Raw genomic sequence first — 18098 nt, forward strand, 5'->3', positions numbered from 1 at the left:
GGGTGAGCGGTCTACGGTCCCGGTTCGTATGTGACGTGGGTCCTGTGGGCCGCCTCACCGGGAACGCCCCCGGATCTCACCCGCAGTGAGCGGGCCGCTCCGCCCTGACACCCCCTGGCCGGGCCGGTCGCCGGGCCGTCCGTCCGCCCCCGGCGGCGGCCGCGTCGCCCCCTCCCACCTGGGGGTTCGTCCCGGGGAGATGCGGCTGCGGGGGGTGCGGCGGAGAATCGGCGAGGGGTGGGGGCCGGCGGCGGCTCATCGGCTGTCGCTTCTCCTCGAGAGGGAAGGTGATTCCATGGTTTCCCGATCCGCTCGTATACGGCGTGGGTGCACCGTGGCGTGTGCTTCGTCGCTGCTGGTACTCACCGGCGCCATCGGTGCGGCAACGGCCGGCGCGGCATCCGCCACGGCCGGCACGCGCGCCGTGCTGCCGCTCGCGAACGACCCCAACAAGATCCTCGAACTCATCAACCAGGCCCGTCAGGCGGCGGGGTGCCAGCCGCTCACCATCGACCCCAAGGTGCAGGCGGCGGCGCAGGAGTACGCCAACGACACGACCACCAGCCACACGGGCTCGGACGGTTCCTCCGTCCAGGACCGGCTGCGCAAGGCCGGGGCCACCTTCAACGCGTCCGCCGAGAACATCGCCTGGGGTTCGGGCGACGAGAAGGTGCACGTCGACGGCTGGCTCAAGAGCGGCTTCCACGCGCCGAACATCAAGAACTGCAACTACACCAAGACCGGGGTCGCCGTCTCGGGCGACCGCATCGTCCAGGTCTTCACCGACTGAACGGGCGGCGCACCGGTGCCGGGGCGGCCCGCGGCCACCCCGCCCCGTCCGCTCGCCTCCTCCGCTCCTTCGGGGTGGCGCTTCCGTGGTCCGTGACCCGGCCACGGGACCGCCGCCCCGTCGCGTGTGCGCGGCGCTCAGGAGGGCCGGCAGCCGTGGAAGCGGGCGGAGTGGACGTGGCCGAAGGACGCCGGGAGGTGTGCGACACCCCGCCCGGGGGCCAGGGTCAGGCCGCGGCCCGCGTAGCCGGGCGCGTTGTACACGGTGACGCACCGGCCGGGGGTCGCACCGCCGTCCCGCCCGCCGGCGGCTCCGTTCCACACCGACGCCGCGTCGTTGAACCCGACGTAGGCCGTCGTCTCCGGAAATCGCGGCACGTCCTGCGCCGCCAGGCTCACCACGCCCGTGTACGCGGGACCGGTCCAGCCGCAGACCCACCCCGGCGCGCAGCGCTCTTCCCTGACCGCGGGTCCTTCCGGCGCCGCCCCGGCGGCCGCGGGGGCGAGGGCGGTGCCGAGGGCGAGGGCGAGGCACGCCGCGCCGAGGGCGCCGACGCGGCGGCCGGTGGGAAAGCGCTCCATGTCTCCATCCCACTCCCCCGCCGGGAAGATCGCACCCGGCGGGGCTGCTGATCAGCCCGTCGGCACCGTCCACTTCTGCTGGGGGGCGCCGGTGCAGGTCCACAGCTGCAGCCGGGTGCCGTTGGCGGAGCCGCCGCCCGTGGCGTCGAGGCACTTGTCCGCCTGCGGGTTCACGATGTCGCGGGCGCCGGAGACCGCCCAGCGCTGGGCAGCTGTCCCGTTGCAGTCGTAGAGCTGGACCGGGGTGCCGTCGGCGGTGCCGCCGCTGGTGACGTCGAGGCACTTGCCGAGGGCCCGTACCGTCCCGTCGGAGCCGAGGGTCCAGCGCTGGGCGCCGGTGCCGTTGCAGTCGTAGAGCTGGACGGGGGTGCCGTTCGCCGGGTTCGCCCCGGCCACGTCGACGCACTTGCCGGCCGACCCGCTGATCTGGCCGGTCCGGCCGCCGGGGGCGCTGTCGTACGAGGTCACCCGGACGTGGTCGACGACCAGCTGCTGGGGGAAGGCCGTGCTGCCGTCCGGGTCCCCCGGCCAGTAGCCGCCGACCGCGAGGTTCAGGATCAGGAAGAACGGCTTGTTGAAGGCCCAGGCGCGCCCGCCGAGGTCGGCGGGGGTCCGCCGCTGGTAGACGACTCCGTCGACGGACCAGGAGACGGAGTCGGGGGCCCAGTCGACGGCGAAGGTGTGGAAGGCGTCGGCGAAGGCCTGGCCGCCGGGGAGCGAGTACGCCGCACCGATTCCGCCGGCCCCGGAGTAGCCGGGCCCGTGCAGGGTGCCGTGTACGGTCGACGGTTCGAAACCGACGTTCTCCATCACGTCGATCTCGCCCGAGGCGGGCCAGCCGACCTGGCCGATGTCACTGCCGAGCATCCAGAAGGCGGGCCACATGCCCTGGCCCCGCGGCACCTTGGCCCGTGCCTCGACGTGCCCGTACGCCTGTGTGAAGCGGCCCGCGGTGTTCAGGCGGGCCGAGGTGTACTCGCAGCGGCCGTACCAGCAGGCGTAGCCGGCGGGGTCCTCCCGGCGGGCGGTGATGACGAGGTGGCCCTGACCGTCGAGCGCGGCGTTGCGGTTGCCCGCCGTGTAGTACTGCCGTTCGTGGTTGCTGACGTTGTCGCCGGTCTCGGTCTGCCACTTGCCGGTGTCGACGGCGGCTCCGGCCGGTCCGTCGAAGTCGTCGGAGAAGGTCACGGCCGCCTCGGCCCGTGCGGCGGAGGCGGGGGCGGGCTCGGCGGCACTGGTGGCGGGCGCGGCCATCGCGCCCCAGCACATCAGTGCGAGGGCGCACGAGAGCGCGCGCCGGTACCGGGTTGGGTGCACGGTCATCACTCGTTTCTGCCGTGGGGGGAGGAGCTGCGTGGGGGCGAAGATCCGAACAAGCAAACATGGGCATGACAAGTCATCGTCGGAGAACGAACGCGGAGGCGAGCGGTCCGCGCCCCTTCCTTCACTACTTGATTGAAGGCGCGCGGTACGACCCCGTCAAGACGTCGGCATCCGCGGCCGTCGCGCGGTGCGCGGCGGCGCGCGGCGGCGCCGGCGGGCTCCGGTTGCCCGGCGCGCATGGGCCGCGTGGACTGGGTAGGCGGGTGGACACCTTCCGGCGACCGCCGGGGGGCAGGCCGATCCCGCTCCAGGAGAGGACGCCCATGACGCAGGACGCACGGCAGAACCCGGTCCGGCACACGACCGACAACGTCGGCATCCCGGTGGAGAGCGACGAGCATTCGCTCACCGTCGGATCCGACGGACCCATCCTGCTCCAGGACCACTACCTGATCGAGAAGATGGCCCAGTTCAACCGCGAACGGGTCCCCGAACGGGTGGTGCACGCGAAGGGCTCGGGCGCGTACGGCATCTTCCAGGTGACGAACGACGTCAGCCAGTTCACCCGGGCCGACCTCTTCCAGCCCGGCCGACGGACCGAGATGCTGGCCCGCTTCTCGACCGTCGCCGGCGAGCAGGGTTCCCCCGACACCTGGCGCGACCCCCGCGGTTTCGCCCTGAAGTTCTACACCGAGCACGGCAACTACGACCTGGTCGGCAACAACACCCCGGTCTTCTTCGTACGCGACCCGATCAAGTTCCAGGACTTCATCCGCTCACAGAAGCGGCGGCCCGACAACGGGCTGCGCGACCACGACATGCAGTGGGACTTCTGGACGCTCTCCCCCGAATCGGCGCACCAGGTGACCTGGCTGATGGGCGACCGGGGCATCCCGAAGAGTTACCGCCACATGAACGGCTACGGCTCCCACACCTACCTGTGGATCAACGCGGGCGGCGAGAAGTTCTGGGTGAAGTACCACTTCAAGACCGACCAGGGCATCGACTTCCTCACCCAGGCGGACGCCGACCGGATCGCGGGCGAGGACCCCGATCACCACCGCCGCGACCTCTTCGACTCGATCGCGGGCGGCGAGGCGCCGAGCTGGACCCTGTACGTGCAGGTGATGCCGTACGAGGACGCGCCCGGCTACCGGTTCAACCCGTTCGACCTCACCAAGGTGTGGCCGCAGGGCGACTACCCGCTGATCGAGGTCGGCCGGATGACCCTGGACAAGAACCCGGCGGACTACTTCGTCCACATCGAGCAGTCCGCCTTCGAGCCCTCGAACCTCGTCCCGGGCATCGGCCCCTCGCCGGACAAGATGCTGCTGGGCCGGCTGTTCTCGTACCCGGACTCGCACCGCTACCGGATCGGGGCCAACTACAGCCAGCTCCCGCCGAACCGGGCGCGCTCGCTCGTGTCCTCGTACGCGAAGGACGGTGCCATGCGGTTCGAGCCCTCGACGGCGGCCCGTCCGTACGCGCCCAACTCCTACGGCGGTCCCGCGGCCGACGCCGCGCGCTCCGGCGGACCCGTCGGCTGGGCCTCGGCGGGCGAGATGGTCCGGGAGGCCTACGCCCTGCGCGCCCAGGACGACGACTGGGGCCAGCCGGGCACCCTGGTGCGCGAGGTGATGGACGACGCGGCGCGCGAGCGGCTGGTGTCGAACGTCGCCGGGCACCTGGCGGACGGCGTCAGCACCCCGGTGCTGGAGCGGGCCCTGCAGTACTGGCGCAACGTGGACCCGGCCGTGGGTGACAAGATCGCCGCGCACTTCTGAGCCGCCCGGTGCGTGGCCGGGCTCGGCCGGGGCAAGGGCGGTGCATGACAAGGAGCCAGAGGATCCGTTTACCGGAGCTCAGCGCGCGGGTCGGGCCCGCCCTGCCCGCCTTCCAGCGGTCGGTGCTGGAGGCGGTGCTGCACGGGCCGCGCCCCCGCCGGGCCGGACAGGCGCACGTGCCGCGCCGCGCCCCGGCGGACCGCCGCCGCGCGGCCGGCTAGAGGGCCCGGGGACCGGCCGCGCCGCCCGGATGCCGCACCGGGGCCGGGCGGGCGCGGGCGGCACCCGGGGGCCCGGCGTCAGACCTGGTAGCGGTCGGGGGCGAACCGGGAGAGGTTCTCGGCGACCCACCGCGAGGTGTGGCCCAGGCCCTCGGCCAGGGAGACCTTCGGGCTCCAGCCCGCCCATTCCCGGGCCCGGGAGTTGTCCGAGAGGAGCCGGTGGACCTCGCTGCCCGAGGGGCGCAGCCGGGACGGGTCCTCGACCACCTCCGCGTCCCGGCCGGAGGCCGCGATGAGCTCCCGGGCCAGGTCGCCGACCGAGATCTCCCGGCCCGTGCCCAGGTTGACGACCTCGCCGAGGGCCCGGTCGCACGCGGCCACCGCGAGGAAGCCCTCCGCCGTGTCCGTGACGTAGGTGAAGTCCCGCGTCGGCGTCAGGGACCCCAGGCGTATCTCGCGGGAGCCGGAGTGGAGCTGCGCCAGGATCGCGGGGATGACGGCGCGGGCCGACTGGCGGGGTCCGTAGGTGTTGAACGGCCGCACCACCGTCACCGGCAGCTCGAAGGCGTGGTGGAAGGAGAGCGCCAGCATGTCGGCGCCGATCTTCGACGCGGAGTACGGGGACTGCGGCTGGAGCGGGTGGCTCTCCGAGATCGGGACGCTCAGGGCGCTCCCGTATACCTCGCTGGTGGAGGTGTGCACGAGGCGGCGGACCCCGTGGCGCCGGCAGGCGTCGGCGACGTGCTGCGTCCCGGTGACGTTGGTCTGGACGTAGGCGCCCGGCGAGGTGTAGCTGTACGGGATGCCGATCAGCGCCGCCAGGTGGAAGACGGTGTCGCAGCCCGCGACGGCGTCGTCGATCCGGCCCGGGTCGCGGACGTCACCGGCCCACATCTCCACCGGGCCGTCCGGCGCGGCGAGGTGCCCGGCCAGGTGGCCCTTCTCCGCGTACGGCTTGTAGTGCACCAGGGCGCGGACCCGTGCGCCCCGGGCGGCGAGGAGGTCCACCAGCGTGGAGCCGATGAAGCCCTCGGCGCCGGTGACGAGGACGGTACGGCCGGCCCAGGGGTCCGCCGCCGGGACGGGCGCGGCAGCGGTGGTAACGGTCGGATTCGCGGCGGTGTTCACAGGCGCTCCAGGCTCGGGAGGGGGGTGGTGGGCAGGCCGGCCACGTTCAGGACGTACGCGGCCAGCAGTTGGGCGGCCCGCGCGTGCGGGCCGGGGTCGGCGGCGCCGGCCATCGACGCGAGGCGGGCCGGGTCGGCCAGCAGCGGGCCGATCCGGGCGGCCAGGGCCGCGGCGCCGGTCTCCCCGTCGGGCAGCAGCAGCCCGGCGCCCGCGTCGGACAGCACCCGGGCGTTGTGGGTCTGGTGGTCCCCGGGGGCGTGCGGGTACGGCACGAGCACGGCCGGGACCCCGGTCGCGGCGAGCTCCGCCACCGTCGCCGAACCGGCCCGGCACACCACCAGGTCGGCGGCCGCGTACACGAGGTCCATCCGGTCCAGGTAGGGCACTGCGCGGGCGATCAGCTGCCCGCCCCGTTCGGCGAGGTCCGCCACCGCGCCGGAGAGCGCGGCCGGACCCGTCTTGATCAGCAGGTGCACGTCCCGGCGGTCCTGCCACAGCGCGGCCAGCGCGACGGCGGCCCCGGTCAGCCGCAGGGCGCCGAGGCTGCCGCCGTTGAAGACGACCAGCCTGCGCCCGTGCGGCACCCCCAGGGCCCGGCGGGCCTCGGCGCGCAGCGCGGCCCGCTCCGCGGGGGGCCGGGCCGCGAGGAGCGAGAGGGCGGCCGATATCGGCATCCCGGTGGTCAGGGCCCGCTCGCCGCCCGCGAGGTGGGGGCGGGTGCGGTCGAAGGCGACCGCGACGTGCGGGGTGAGCCGGGCCGCGAACCGGTTGGCGCGGCCGGGGACCGCGTTGGACTCGTGGATGACCGCGGGCAGCCCCGCCAGCCGGGCACCGAGCACGGCGGGCGCGCTCGGGTAGCCGCCCATGCCGACGACGACCTGTGCGCCCTGGGCCCGGATGACGGACTTGGCCTGCCCGGCCGACCGCAGCAGCGCGGCGGGCAGCAGGTAGCGCCTGGCTCCCAGGGCCGGGTCGAAGGGGATCATGTCGACGGTGTGCAGGGGGTATCCGGCGGCCGGGATCAGTTCGGTCTCCAGGCCCCGTTCGGTGCCGACGAAGGAGATCTCGGCGCCGGGCACGGCCGTGCGCAGCGCTTCGGCGAGTGCCAGTCCGGGATAGATGTGGCCGCCGGTGCCGCCCGCGCCGATGACTACGGAGAGGTGTGGGGAGGTCATGGCGAGCACCCTGCCGGTGTGCCCTAAGAGGGTTCTAAGAGTTCCGGAACCGGGGTTTGGCAGGCTTTGTCCATGAGTTCCGCGAGCAGGTACCGGATTTTGGTGGTCGACGACGAGCCCGAGGTGCGGGCCGCCGTGCAGGACGGGCTCTCCGTCGAGGGGTACGAGGTGCGGGGGGCCGCCGACGGCCTGTCGGCGCTGTCCGAGGTGGCGGCGTGGGAACCGGATGCCCTGGTCCTGGACGTGATGATGCCGGTGCTGGACGGGCTGGGGGTCTGCCGTCAGCTGCGCGCGGTCGGCGACCGTACGCCCGTGCTCGTCCTGACCGCGCTGGACTCGGTCAGCGAACGGGTCGACGGGCTGGAGGCCGGCGCCGACGACTACCTCGTGAAGCCCTTCGCCCTGGACGAGCTCGTCGCCCGGGTGCGGGCCCTGCTGCGCCGGGCCGCGCCGGATCCGGCGGACGCGGGGCCGGTCTCCCTCGGCTACGCCGACCTCGTGCTGGACCCGCTGACGCGGACCGGGCGGCGCGGGGAGCGTGCGGTGGAGTTCAGCCGGACCGAGGCGGCGCTGCTGGAGCTGCTGCTGCGCCACCCCGGGCAGGTCCTGACGCGCGAGCTGATCCTGGAGCTGGTCTGGGGCCGCGACTTCGGGCCGGATTCCAATTCCCTCGCCGTCTACGTCGGCTACCTGCGCCGGAAGCTGGAGGCGGGCGGGGAGCCACGGCTGGTGCACACCGTCCACGGGGTGGGCTACCGGCTGGACGTGCGGTGACCCGGGGGTCCAGGAGACGCCTGGCTCCGTGGCGGCGGCGCCGGCCGCTGCGCACCCGCCTCGCGATCGCCGTCACCGCGGCGGTGGCCTTCGTCGCGGTCGGCGTCTGCGGCGCGGCCTTCCTCCAGGGCCGGGCCGCGCTGTACGGGCAGCTGGACCTGAGCCTGACGGAGGCGGCCCGGCGGGCCGCCGAGGAGTACGGGAACGCGCCGCCGGGGACGGCCTCCTGGTCGTGCCAGTACCTGGCGGCGCCCGCCTGCGTGCAGATCGTGCCCGCCGATCCGGGCGCGGACCCCAAGGGCGGCGAGCACGCGTACACGATGCCGGTGGCACCGCAGACCCGGCTGGTCGCCGGGCGGAAACTGGCCCCGTTCTACACCGACATCGTCGTCGAGGGCCATCCGGCCCGGATGCTCACCACGGACTTCCTCAAGGGCCGGGCCCTCCAGGTCGCCCTGCGCTCCGACACCGTGGAGCTCGGCATCGACAGGGCCGCCCGCTGGCTCGCGGTGACGGCCGCCGCCGGGGTGCTGCTGGCGGCCGTCCTCGGGTACTGGGTGTCGCGGACCGGCCTCGCGCCCGTCACCCGGCTGACGGCCACGGCCGAGCGGATCGCCGCCACCCGCGACGCGCGCCACCGCATCGACCTGCCGCCGCCCGGCCGGGAGGACGAGATCACCCGGCTGGCCCGGAGCTTCAACACCATGCTCGGGGAGCTGGAGCAGTCGGTCACCGCCCAGCGGCGCCTGGTGGCCGACGCCTCGCACGAACTGCGCACCCCGCTCACCGCCCTGCGCACCAACGCCGAACTGCTGGCCAGGGGCGAGCGGCTGACGCCGCAGCAGCGGGAGCGGGCGTCGCTGGCGCTGGGGCGGCAGCTACGGGAGGTGACGGGCCTGGTCAACGATCTGATCGAGCTGGCCCGCGACGAGGAGCCGCAGGCGCTGGTGGAGCCGGTACGGCTCGGGGCGCTGGTGGACCACTGCGCGGAGGCCGCCCGGACGCACTGGCCCAGCACGGAGTTCCGGGTCAGAACGGTTCCGGTGACGGTCGAGGGGGTGCCCGCCCGGCTCAGCCGGCTCGTCGGCAACCTGCTGGACAACGCGGCGAAGTTCAGTCCGCCCGGCCGGCCCGTGGAGGTGGAGCTGACCGTCCGGCCGGGCGGGGCGGCGGAACTGACCGTCCGTGACCACGGTCCGGGGATCGCCGAAGGGGACCTCCCGTACGTCTTCGACCGCTTCTACCGGGCCGGGAGCGCCCGCGCCCTGCCGGGCTCCGGGCTGGGCCTGGCGATGGCCCGCCAGATCGCCCGGGCGCACGGTGCCGAGCTGACGGCCGAGGCGGCGCCGGGCGGAGGGGCGCTGCTGCGGCTGAGTTTCTGAGGGGGCGGGCGCCCCGGGGCATCGGCGCACGGTGCGGTGCGTGCGGTGCGGGTCATCCGGAGCGCGTGAGCGTGGAGCGGGTCGAGTCCCCGGCGTCGGCCGGCTGTGCGGCGGCGTATTCGGCGCACAGGCAGCCGACGCCCTTCTCGATCCACTCCTGACCGGTCCATTCCGGGTGCCGTCCGGTCAGCAGTGCCCGGACTTCGGCCACGATCTCCTCGTCGGCCGTGGCGCGGTCGCGCCGGAGCCAGGTCTCGTCGCGCAGCTCGCGCAGGTAGTCGCGGACGTCGGCGAGCACCCCGGGGCCGCCGGCCTCGCCGTGGCCGGGTACCACCAGGCGGTGGCCGTCCGCCGCCAGCCGCTCCAGGACCGCGAGCCAGCCGACGCCCGAGACGTCGGTGTCGTGCGGCGGGAACCACGGGAAGATCGCGAACTGTCCCGTCTCCGCCAGGTCCCCGGTGAACAGCACGCCGGCGTCGGGCACTTCGATCACCTGGTCCCCCTTGGTGTGGCCCCGGCCGGTGGGCCGCAGGCGCACGGTGCGGCCGCCGAGGTCCAGCTCGTGGCCGTCCTCGTGGACCACGTCGGGGGTGGGTACGCGGACCTCGTCGTCGAGCCGGTCGGCGATGCTCCGGCCGAGGCCGCGGAACATCTCCAGGTAGCCGGCTCCCTTCGTCCTCAGGTCGTCCGCCTGGGCGCGGTTGGCGATGTACGTGGCCCGGCCGGCGAAGGCGTGCGCGCCGAAGGCGTGTTCGGGGTGGAAGTGCGTCGTGGTCAGGTACAGGCTGCGGCCCGCGGCCACCTCCGAGGCCAGGGCGAGGACCTCTTCGGCATTGGCGGTGCCCAGGCCCGTGTCGACGACGAGCACGGCCGACGCGCCGCCGATGATGCCGATGTTGGGGACCAGCGGGACCCCGCGGTTCGGGATCACCAGCACGTCGGGGGCGATCTCGCGGGCTCCGGCGACCTGCACGGCGGGGTCGGGAAGCGGTGTCTCGTTCATGCTCCGATTCCACCTCCCGGCGCCCCGGCCGTCCAGGACCGATGCGGAACACCCCGATACCGGACGGGTATCGTCGCAGCATGGAGCTGCGAACGTTGCGTTACTTCGTCGCGGTCGCGGAGGAACTCCACTTCGGCCGGGCCGCCGCCCGGCTGCACATGAGCCAGCCCCCGCTGAGCCGGGCGGTCAGGCACCTGGAGGCCGGCCTCGGCGCGACCCTGCTGCTCCGCTCCCCCGCCGGTGTGAGCCTCACTCCCGCCGGCGCGGTGCTGCTGGACGAGGCCCGCGCCCTGCTCGGCCGGGCCGACCGGGTGCGCGCACGCGTGGCCGCGGCGGCCGGGCCCGCCGTCCTGACCGTCGGCCTCCTCGGCGACGGCACCGATCTGGGCGCCGTCCGGCTGGCCGACGCGTACCGGGAACGCCACCCGGGCAGCGAGGTCCGGGTCCGCGAGGGCGACCTGACCGATCCGACCTGCGGGCTGCGCGCCGGAGCGGTCGACGTCGCCCTCACCCGGGCCCCGTTCGACGAGGACGGACTGCGCGTGCGCGCGCTGCGCGCCGACCCGGTCGGAGCGGTGCTCCGGGCCGACGATCCGCTGGCCCGGCGCGCGAGCCTGGAGCTGGTGGAGCTGGCCGGGCGCCGCTGGTTCCGGTTCCCCGAGGGCACCGATCCGCTGTGGTGTGCGTACTGGAGCGGCGGCGAGCGCCGCGAGGGGCCGGTGGTGCGGGCCGTGCAGGAGTGCCGTCAGGCCGTGCTCTGGAACGGCACGGTCGGCATGACCCCGCTCGGGCACGACGTGCCCGGGGGGCTGGTCACGGTACCGCTGTCCGGCATGGCGCCGAGCAGGGTGGTGGTGGCGTGGAACGAGGGGGACCAGAACCCGCTGATCCCCCCGTTCGTCCGGCTCGCGGCGGCCGCCTACCGGCGTTCGGGCGGCGACGCGGCCTGAGCGGTCCCGGCCCCGCACTCCGGCCCGCCGGTGCGGGCTAGCTCCGTCCACAGCGTGGTCTCGACCTTGCCCAGCAGACGGGCCAGTTCCGTGCGTTCGGCCGCGTCGAGCCCGTCGAGGGTCTGGCGTTCCAGCTCCCCCCAGGCCCGGCGGACCTCGACCAGCAGCCCGCAGCTGGTCTCCGTCGCCTCCACCAGGGAGGCCCGCCGGTCGGCCGGGTCGGGGCGGCGGCGCACGTGACCCGCGTGCTCCAGGCGCTGGAGCATCTTCGTCACCGTGGAGGGGTCGAGACCGACCGCCTTGATCAGCTCCGACTGGCGTACGGCCCCGCTGTCCCACAGGTGCATCATCAGGAACTCCTGCCCCGGGTGGAGACCCAGGTCGCGCAGGGCCCGGCCCGCCGCGATCCGGTGCAGGCGCGCGACCCGGCTGATCGCATGGCTCACCGGGCCGTCCAGCACGGCGCCGGGCATCGCGCACCCCGGAGTGGTGCGCTGCTCCTGGACGGGTTCCGCAGTCATCGGGGCGCGCCTCCTGGGCGGGGTGGGCGGATCGGGTCCGGCGGGGGCGGCCCACGCCGGGCCGCCGGGTCTCTGTCAGGGGAATCCTACCCGTCGCACCGGCATTGGATTGGTCGGCCAAGTATTGCGGTACGCTGACACCACAGCCACTCATTGGCCGACCAACTAACTTTGCGAGGCGAACATGACCAGCGCTTTCGAACCGGTCCGCATCCCCGGCACCACGCTGTCCAACCGGATCGCGCTGGCGCCGATGACCCGCAGCCGGGCGGGTGGCGGCGGCGTCGCGACCGCCCTCATGGCCGAGTACTACACCCAGCGCGCTTCGGCGGGCCTGCTCATCAGCGAGGGCATCCAGCCCTCCGCCGTCGGCCAGGGCTACCCGTTCACCCCCGGCCTGCACACCGCCGAGCAGATCGCGTCCTGGCGCGCGGTGACCGACTCCGTGCACGCGAGCGGTGGCCGGATCTTCGCCCAGCTGATGCACTCCGGCCGGATCGGCCACCCCTCGCTGCTGCCCGACGGACTCGTCCCCGTGGCCCCCTCGGCGGTGGCTCCCCAGGGACAGCTGTTCGCCGGGGACGGCATGAAGGACTTCGTGACCCCGCACGAGCTGACCGGGGCCGAGGTCCGCCAGACCATTGCGGACTACGCCGAGGCCGCCCGCAACGCGGTGGAGGCCGGGTTCGACGGCGTGGAACTGCACGGGGCCAACGGTTACCTGATCCACCAGTTCCTGGCCCCCGGCTCGAACCGGCGCACCGACGAGTGGGGCGGCCCGGTGGAGAACCGGATCCGCTTCGCGGTGGAGGCGGTCAAGGCGGTGGCCGCCGCGATCGGCGCCGAGCGGACCGCCCTGCGCGTCTCGCCCGGAAACCCGTACAACGACATCTCCGAGCCCGACCCGCAGCCCGCCTACGAGGCGCTCGTCAAGGAGATCGACGGGCTCGGGCTGGCCTACCTGCACGTCATGGAGCACGGCCCCGGGGCCAGGGAGGCCACGCTCGCGCTGCGCAAGCAGTTCTCCGGCCCGCTGGTGCTCAACCCGGCGACCGAAGGCCCCACGGACCACCGCGCCCTGCCCCTGATCGAGGACGGCCTCGCCGACCTGCTGGCCTTCGGGGCCCTCTTCCTGGCCAACCCCGACCTGCCCGGGCGGCTGCGTACCGAGGGCCCGTACAACGCCCCGGACCCGGCCACCTTCTTCGGCGGCGACGCCCGCGGCTACACGGACTACCCGGCCCGCTGACCGGGGGCCGTCCCGCGCCCGGCGGGGCGCACGGGGGAGCCCGGCTTACGCTGGAAGGGGGCGGCCGGCCCGATGAGCGGCCGTCGGCCGCCACCCGTGGGCACCTGCCCCCTCCCCCTCCGAGCAGGTGCCCACCCCCGCGCCACGGCGGCGCCGGGCGTCACCGTCCGGTGCCGGTGGCCCCGTAGTAGTCCGACATCGCGAGCCGGTAGTCGGGATCACCCAGGTGACGGTCGCGGTGGAATTCCGGCGAGTCCTTGACCTGGTCCTTCGACAGGTCGACATGCACGGTGTGCGCGGCCTCGTCGATCCGGGTGACGGTGCCCGCCGGGATCAGCACCTCCCGCCCGAAGATCCACGGCCCGGTGTCGACGACGAGGTAGGCGTCCGAAACGTCGGCCGAGTGCTTGTCGACCTTGCCGATCGTGCCGTCCGCCGCCGCGACGGTGTAGCCGGTGATGTCCTCGCCCGTGGGGTGGACGATGCCGGACCGGTAGGCCCACATGTCGTCGTGCATGATCCATCACTCCTCGTGTCCGGTCTTCCCGATGTACGCGTGCCCAGCCGCACGTGCCCCCCGCGCGGCCGCCCATGCGCACCGCTCCCGGCCCGGTTCTCCGGGTCCAACGGGTTCAGCGGGCGCGCTCCACGCGGGCGAGCCACTCGATGAGGAGGGCGCGCAGCAGTTCCGGCTGCTCGTGGGGCAGGGCGTGGCCCGCGTCGTCGGCGACGGCCAGCGAGGCGTGCGGGTGCCGGGCCGCGAGGTCGACGGCGGCCGCGTACCCGACCGTCGAGTCCAGCCGCCCCGCGACGACCACGGCCGGACCGGGGTAGGGCGGTGCGCCGTCGGGGGTGAGCTTCCACCGCGCGCCGATCCGCTCGGCCGCCGCCCGGTCCTCCAGGGCGGCGGCGGGCGCGACGTGGCGCTCGTAGCGGTCGAGCATCTCCGGGGTCTGGACCACGAAGTAGCTCCGGAATCCTTCGTCGCCCAGCTCCCCCGTCCCGGCGACGACGCGGTGCCCGGGGACCTCGCGCGGGCTCGGCGTCAGCGGACAGACGAGCGCCAGACCGGCGACGCGGCGCGGGTTTCGCGCGGCCATCGCCGCCGCGTAGTACGCGCCCGCCGAGTGGCCCGCGAGGAGGTACGCGTCCCCGCCCGTGACGGCGTCGGCGAAGCCGAGCAGCGCGGCGAGGACGTCGTCGGCGCAGCGCAGCGCGGCGGGTGCGGGGGTGCGGCCCGCTCCGGGGAGGTCGGGATAGATCCGCCGCAGCCCCGGGACGCCCCCGAGGGCCGGCTCGAAACACGCCTCGGCCTCGCGGTGGTCGACGCCTGCGCCGTGGAGCACCAGCACGGGGCGGCCGCTCCCGTGCTCCACGTGGTGCACCACCACCCCGCCGGCTCGGGTCTCCATGCCCGCATGCTAACCGCGTTCCGCGTGCGGTCCGCGGGAGGTGGCGGGGCGCGGCGGCCCGTCGTGTCGGACGCGGGTCCCGGGAGGGCGGCGGCGAGGATGGGCGGGACAGGTCGGCCGGCAACAGGCGAGGTGTGCGGTGTCTCGTGAGCGCGTGGGTACGGGTCAGCGGTGACGGCTCGGGAGCCGGGCGCCGCCGCGGCGCACGAGCTGGGGGCCGTACTGGCGCGGGTGCTGGAGAAGTCCCACGGCGCGTCCGCGGCGGAGCTGCCCGCTCTGATCGCCGGGGCCGGCGACCGGCTGGGCCTCGCGGGGACCCGGCTGTACCTGGCCGACGTCCAGCAGCTGCGGCTGGCGCCGCTGGCCGGGCCCGGCCGCGCGGACGAGGAGCCGGGCGGTTTCGACGTCGACCGGTCGCTGGCCGGTCTGGCGTACCGGACCCAGCGCGTCCAGCGGGCGCGGGACGAGGACACCGTCTGGTTCCCGATGGTCGACGGCATCGAGCGGATCGGCGTGATGCGGGCCGTGGTCCCCGGCGCGGACGGTGCACGGCTGGAGGCGGGCCGGGCGCTGGCGAGCCTGGCCGCGCTGCTGGTGGTCTCCAAGTCCTCGCACCACGACGCCCTCGTCCGGCGCGAGCGGTCGCGGCCGATGACCCTGCAGGCCGAGCTGCTGTGGGCGTTCCTGCCGCCGCGCACCATCGGCACCGGCCGGGCCACCTCCTCGGCGGCCCTGGAACCGGCGTACGACATCGGCGGCGACGCCTTCGACCACAGCTTCGCCGACGGCGTGCTGCACCTGGCACTGCTCGACGCGATGGGCCACGACCTCGCCTCGGGGGGCGCCAGCGCCGCCGGGCTCGCCGCGTACCGCTCCACCCGCCTCTCCGGCGGCACGCTCCCCGACGTGGTCGCGACCATCGACCGCACCCTGGTGCGGTGGATCCCCGAGCGGCTCATGACCGCGGTGATCGCCGAACTGGACACGCTGCACGGGGACTTCACATGGATCAACTGCGGCCATCCGGCGCCGCTCCTGATCCGGGACGGCCGCGTGCTCCAAGGCGCCCTCGAACGCCCCGCCCTGCTCCCCCTCGGTTTCGGGTTCCACACGCCGGAGCCGCCCGTACCGCAGCACGTCCGCCTCCAGCCCGGCGACCGCGTGCTGATCTACAGCGACGGCGTGACCGAAGCCCGCTCCCCGGACGGTGCCTTCTTCGGCGAACAGCGCCTGGCCGACACCGTCATCCGCGCCACGGCCTCGGGCGACACCGCCCCGGAGGCGCTCAGACGCCTCATCCAGCACCTCCTCACCCACCAGGAACAGCGCCTCAGGGACGACGCGACCATCCTGATGGCCGAATGGCACCCCGCGGGACGGAGCGCGCACGAGGGCGAGCGGCGGACACCGGGCGGAGGGGACCTCCCTCAGGAGTGACCCGCCCGGCTCCGGCGGCCGTGGGGGCGGCTACGTCCCCGCGGCCGCGCGGGCGGATTCCGCCGCCGGTCCGGCCGGGTCCCGGGGAGTGAGCGGCTGCGGGCGCGGGGCGGGGATGAGGGCGGCGACGGTCGCGGAGACGAGCGCGAGCGAGCCGCCCAGCAGCAGACCGGTGCGGAAGCCGCTCTCCGAGGTGAACGTGAACCCGCCGGCCGTGGTGGTCATGTGGGCCAGGACCACGCCGACCACGGCGGCGCCGACCGAGGTGCCCAGGGAACGCATGAGCGTGTTGAAGCCGTTCGCGGCGCCGGTCTCGGCGAGGGGCACCGCACCCATGATCAGGGCCGGCATGGCCCCGTAGGCGAGGGCGACGCCGCTGTTCATGATCATGGCGGCGACCATGAGCCCCGGGGCCGTGCCGGCCAGCAGCAGCGCCGCGCCGTAGCCCGCGGCCAGGACGAGGGCGCCGCAGACCAGCGTGACCTTGGGCCCCCTGGCATTGGTGAGCCTGCCCCCGAGCGGGGACACGGCCATCATCATCAGGCCGCCGGGCAGCATCCACAGGCCCGCCGCGAGCATGGACTGGCCCAGGCCGAAGCCGGTGGCCTCGGGATACTGGAGCAGCTGCGGGACGACCAGCATGCTCGCGTACATGCCGAAGCCGATGAAGACGGAGGCGAGGTTCGTCAGCAGGACGCGCGGCCGGACGGTGGTGCGCAGGTCCACCAGGGGGTGGGTGGTGCGCCACTCGAACCAGCCCCAGGCGCCGAGGACGACGACGGCACCGGCGAACAGGGCGAGGGTGGTGGCCGAACCCCAGCCCCAGTCGGCGCCCTTGGACACGGCGAGCAGCAGGCACACCAGGCCCGCGGCCAGGCCGAGCGCGCCGGTGAAGTCGAAGCGCTGGCCCCGGGCGCCGGCCGGGACGTCGGGGACGAAGGCCACGATCATGGCGGCGACGGCCGTCGCGAGCGCGGCGGCCCCCCAGAAGAGGAAGCGCCAGTCGGCGTACTGCGCGACCGCCGCGGAGAGCGGGAGGCCGATGCCGCCGCCGATGCCCATGGAGGCGCTGACCAGGGCGATGGAGGAGCTGAGCTTCTCGGCGGGCACGAGGTCGCGGAGCAGGGCTATCCCGAGGGGGATCATGCCCATGCCGATGCCTTGCAGGCCGCGCCCGACGATCATCGGGACGACGCTGCCCGAGAGCGCGCACACCACCGATCCGACGATCAGCGGGACGGCGCACGCCAGGAGCATGCGGCGCTTGCCGACCATGTCGCCCAGACGCCCGCTGATGGGGACGCACACGCCCGCGACGAGGAGCGTGGCGGTGACGACCCAGGCGGAGTTGGAGGAGGAGGTGTGCAGGAGCTTCGGCAGGTCGGCCAGGAGCGGGGTGACCAGGGTCTGCATGACGGCGGCGGTGACGCCCGCGAGGGCGAGCGTGGCGATCACTTTGCCGGTATGCGGAGCCGTGGGCGGCTGAGGCATGGGGAGGTCCCTCTGGGCGTGGGTCGGTCGCCCCGCCGTCCGGGGGCGGTGGGGCGGGTCGGGGCGGCTGGTACGGGCCCGCTCGACGAGCGCACCCTATTCAGTAGTCAACTATCACTTCACGGCTCGCGGGGTGTCAACTCGAACTGTTGGCCGGTCATCGGTTGTTAGGCTGGGCGCGTGCCCACCGAAACCCCCAGGCCACTGCGCGCCGACGCCTTGCGCAACGTCGAGAAGATCGTGCGGGCGGCACGCGACGTCTACGCCGAGCAGGGCCCCGAGGCGCCGCTCGACGAGATCGCCCGGCGGGCCGGGGTGGGCATCGCGACGCTCTTCCGCCGGTTCCCGGACAAGGCGGCCCTGCTGCGGGCGGTGATGGAACAGCAGTTCACCCAGCAGGTGCGCCCCGTCATCGACCACGCCCTCGACGACGAGGATCCGCGCCGGGGGCTCACCGCCGTGATCGAGGCCGCCCTCACCTCGGCGGCGGACGAGCACCACGTGCTCACGGCGGCGCGCAATGCCGGGATCCTGACGTCGGAGGCCGGCGCCCGCTTCTTCGACGCGCTCGACCCGCTGGTGACGCGGGGCCAGCAGGCCGGGGTCATCCGGGAGGACCTCGTACCCGACGACCTGAAGCGGGTCATGGGCATGCTCGTGAGCGTCCTGTGGACGATGGACCCGGGCGACGGCGGCTGGCGGCGCTACGTGACCCTCGTCCTGGACGGCCTGAGCCCCGCCGCCGCCAGCCCCCTGCCGAACCCCGCTCCCCCGCTGCTCCCCCGCCACCGCCCCTGACCCGCACGGAGCTCGCCGGGCCGGCCCGCGGCCGCCGCAGCCGTGCCGGAAGGGACGGGCTGGGGAAACCCTCCAAGCC

17 protein-coding genes are annotated in these 18098 nt (G+C 74.5%); 8 read left to right on the plus strand and 9 right to left on the minus strand.

What is annotated here, in order from left to right:
- Positions 1 to 334: 334 nt before the first annotated feature.
- Positions 335 to 790, plus strand: coding sequence for a CAP domain-containing protein (locus tag ACGFXC_RS34630; protein ID WP_393718880.1), 456 nt, complete (start codon positions 335 to 337; stop codon positions 788 to 790).
- Between the two features lie 137 nt (positions 791 to 927).
- On the opposite strand, the gene ACGFXC_RS34635 is transcribed toward ACGFXC_RS34630, so the two are convergent.
- Both ACGFXC_RS34635 and ACGFXC_RS34640 read right to left on the minus strand, forming a co-directional pair.
- Positions 928 to 1371 carry a peptidase inhibitor family I36 protein gene (locus ACGFXC_RS34635; protein WP_393718881.1) on the minus strand — a complete coding sequence of 148 codons (444 nt, stop codon included), beginning with the start codon at positions 1369 to 1371 and terminating at the stop codon, positions 928 to 930.
- A 51-nt stretch (positions 1372 to 1422) separates the two neighbouring features.
- A complete protein-coding gene (locus ACGFXC_RS34640) occupies positions 1423 to 2694 on the minus strand; it encodes an RICIN domain-containing protein (RefSeq protein WP_393718882.1) in 1272 nt (423 codons plus the stop codon).
- A 323-nt stretch (positions 2695 to 3017) separates the two neighbouring features.
- Here ACGFXC_RS34640 and ACGFXC_RS34645 point away from each other — a divergent pair, with 323 nt between their 5' ends.
- On the plus strand, positions 3018 to 4478 hold the full coding sequence (locus tag ACGFXC_RS34645; RefSeq protein WP_393718883.1) for a catalase: 1461 nt from the start codon (positions 3018 to 3020) through the stop codon (positions 4476 to 4478).
- Between the two features lie 299 nt (positions 4479 to 4777).
- On the opposite strand, the gene ACGFXC_RS34650 is transcribed toward ACGFXC_RS34645, so the two are convergent.
- Entirely contained in the window at positions 4778 to 5827 is a 1050-nt protein-coding gene (locus ACGFXC_RS34650) for an SDR family NAD(P)-dependent oxidoreductase (RefSeq protein WP_393718884.1), read from the minus strand.
- Entirely contained in the window at positions 5824 to 7002 is a 1179-nt protein-coding gene (locus ACGFXC_RS34655) for a glycosyltransferase (protein WP_393718885.1), read from the minus strand. The genes ACGFXC_RS34650 and ACGFXC_RS34655 overlap by 4 nt, the downstream gene beginning before the upstream one ends.
- Positions 7003 to 7074: 72 nt before the next feature.
- Between ACGFXC_RS34655 and ACGFXC_RS34660 the strand changes: the two genes are divergently transcribed.
- Together ACGFXC_RS34660 and ACGFXC_RS34665 are read left to right on the plus strand one after the other, a co-directional pair.
- On the plus strand, positions 7075 to 7776 hold the full coding sequence (locus ACGFXC_RS34660) for a response regulator transcription factor (protein ID WP_393718886.1): 702 nt from the start codon (positions 7075 to 7077) through the stop codon (positions 7774 to 7776).
- Positions 7773 to 9158 (plus strand): sensor histidine kinase, encoded by a 1386-nt coding sequence (locus tag ACGFXC_RS34665; protein WP_393718887.1) that lies wholly within the window; start codon positions 7773 to 7775, stop codon positions 9156 to 9158. The genes ACGFXC_RS34660 and ACGFXC_RS34665 overlap by 4 nt, the downstream gene beginning before the upstream one ends.
- 52 nt (positions 9159 to 9210) lie before the next feature.
- Here the strand turns inward: ACGFXC_RS34665 and ACGFXC_RS34670 are convergent, their stop codons facing one another.
- The gene (locus ACGFXC_RS34670; protein WP_393718888.1) at positions 9211 to 10161 is read right to left on the minus strand and encodes an MBL fold metallo-hydrolase; all 951 of its coding nucleotides are present in this window, start codon (positions 10159 to 10161) and stop codon (positions 9211 to 9213) included.
- Between the two features lie 80 nt (positions 10162 to 10241).
- Between ACGFXC_RS34670 and ACGFXC_RS34675 the strand changes: the two genes are divergently transcribed.
- Positions 10242 to 11111: a LysR substrate-binding domain-containing protein gene (locus ACGFXC_RS34675; RefSeq protein WP_393718889.1), complete on the plus strand. Its 870-nt coding sequence runs from the start codon at positions 10242 to 10244 to the stop codon at positions 11109 to 11111.
- Here the strand turns inward: ACGFXC_RS34675 and ACGFXC_RS34680 are convergent.
- A complete protein-coding gene (locus ACGFXC_RS34680; protein ID WP_393718890.1) occupies positions 11081 to 11632 on the minus strand; it encodes a MarR family winged helix-turn-helix transcriptional regulator in 552 nt (183 codons plus the stop codon). The genes ACGFXC_RS34675 and ACGFXC_RS34680 overlap by 31 nt on opposite strands.
- A 184-nt stretch (positions 11633 to 11816) precedes the next feature.
- Between ACGFXC_RS34680 and ACGFXC_RS34685 the strand changes: the two genes are divergently transcribed.
- Entirely contained in the window at positions 11817 to 12881 is a 1065-nt protein-coding gene (locus ACGFXC_RS34685; protein WP_393718891.1) for an alkene reductase, read from the plus strand.
- Positions 12882 to 13041: 160 nt separating this feature from the next.
- Here ACGFXC_RS34685 and ACGFXC_RS34690 read toward each other — a convergent pair whose 3' ends face one another.
- Positions 13042 to 13398 carry a PRC-barrel domain containing protein gene (locus tag ACGFXC_RS34690; protein WP_393718892.1) on the minus strand — a complete coding sequence of 119 codons (357 nt, stop codon included), beginning with the start codon at positions 13396 to 13398 and terminating at the stop codon, positions 13042 to 13044.
- Positions 13399 to 13513: 115 nt separating this feature from the next.
- Entirely contained in the window at positions 13514 to 14293 is a 780-nt protein-coding gene (locus ACGFXC_RS34695) for an alpha/beta fold hydrolase (RefSeq protein WP_393718893.1), read from the minus strand.
- Positions 14294 to 14464: 171 nt separating this feature from the next.
- Here ACGFXC_RS34695 and ACGFXC_RS34700 point away from each other — a divergent pair, with 171 nt between their 5' ends.
- Positions 14465 to 15730 carry a PP2C family protein-serine/threonine phosphatase gene (locus ACGFXC_RS34700; protein ID WP_393718894.1) on the plus strand — a complete coding sequence of 422 codons (1266 nt, stop codon included), beginning with the start codon at positions 14465 to 14467 and terminating at the stop codon, positions 15728 to 15730.
- A gap of 30 nt (positions 15731 to 15760) precedes the next feature.
- On the opposite strand, the gene ACGFXC_RS34705 is transcribed toward ACGFXC_RS34700, so the two are convergent.
- Entirely contained in the window at positions 15761 to 17221 is a 1461-nt protein-coding gene (locus ACGFXC_RS34705) for an MFS transporter (protein WP_393718895.1), read from the minus strand.
- A gap of 180 nt (positions 17222 to 17401) precedes the next feature.
- Between ACGFXC_RS34705 and ACGFXC_RS34710 the strand changes: the two genes are divergently transcribed.
- Complete coding sequence (locus ACGFXC_RS34710) at positions 17402 to 18019, plus strand: TetR/AcrR family transcriptional regulator (protein WP_393718896.1); 618 nt, start codon at positions 17402 to 17404, stop codon at positions 18017 to 18019.
- The last annotated feature ends 79 nt before the right edge of the window (positions 18020 to 18098 follow it).

It is taken from the genome of Streptomyces sp. NPDC048507, from assembly GCF_043199995.1.
Taxonomy (GTDB): Bacteria; Actinomycetota; Actinomycetes; order Streptomycetales; family Streptomycetaceae; genus Streptomyces.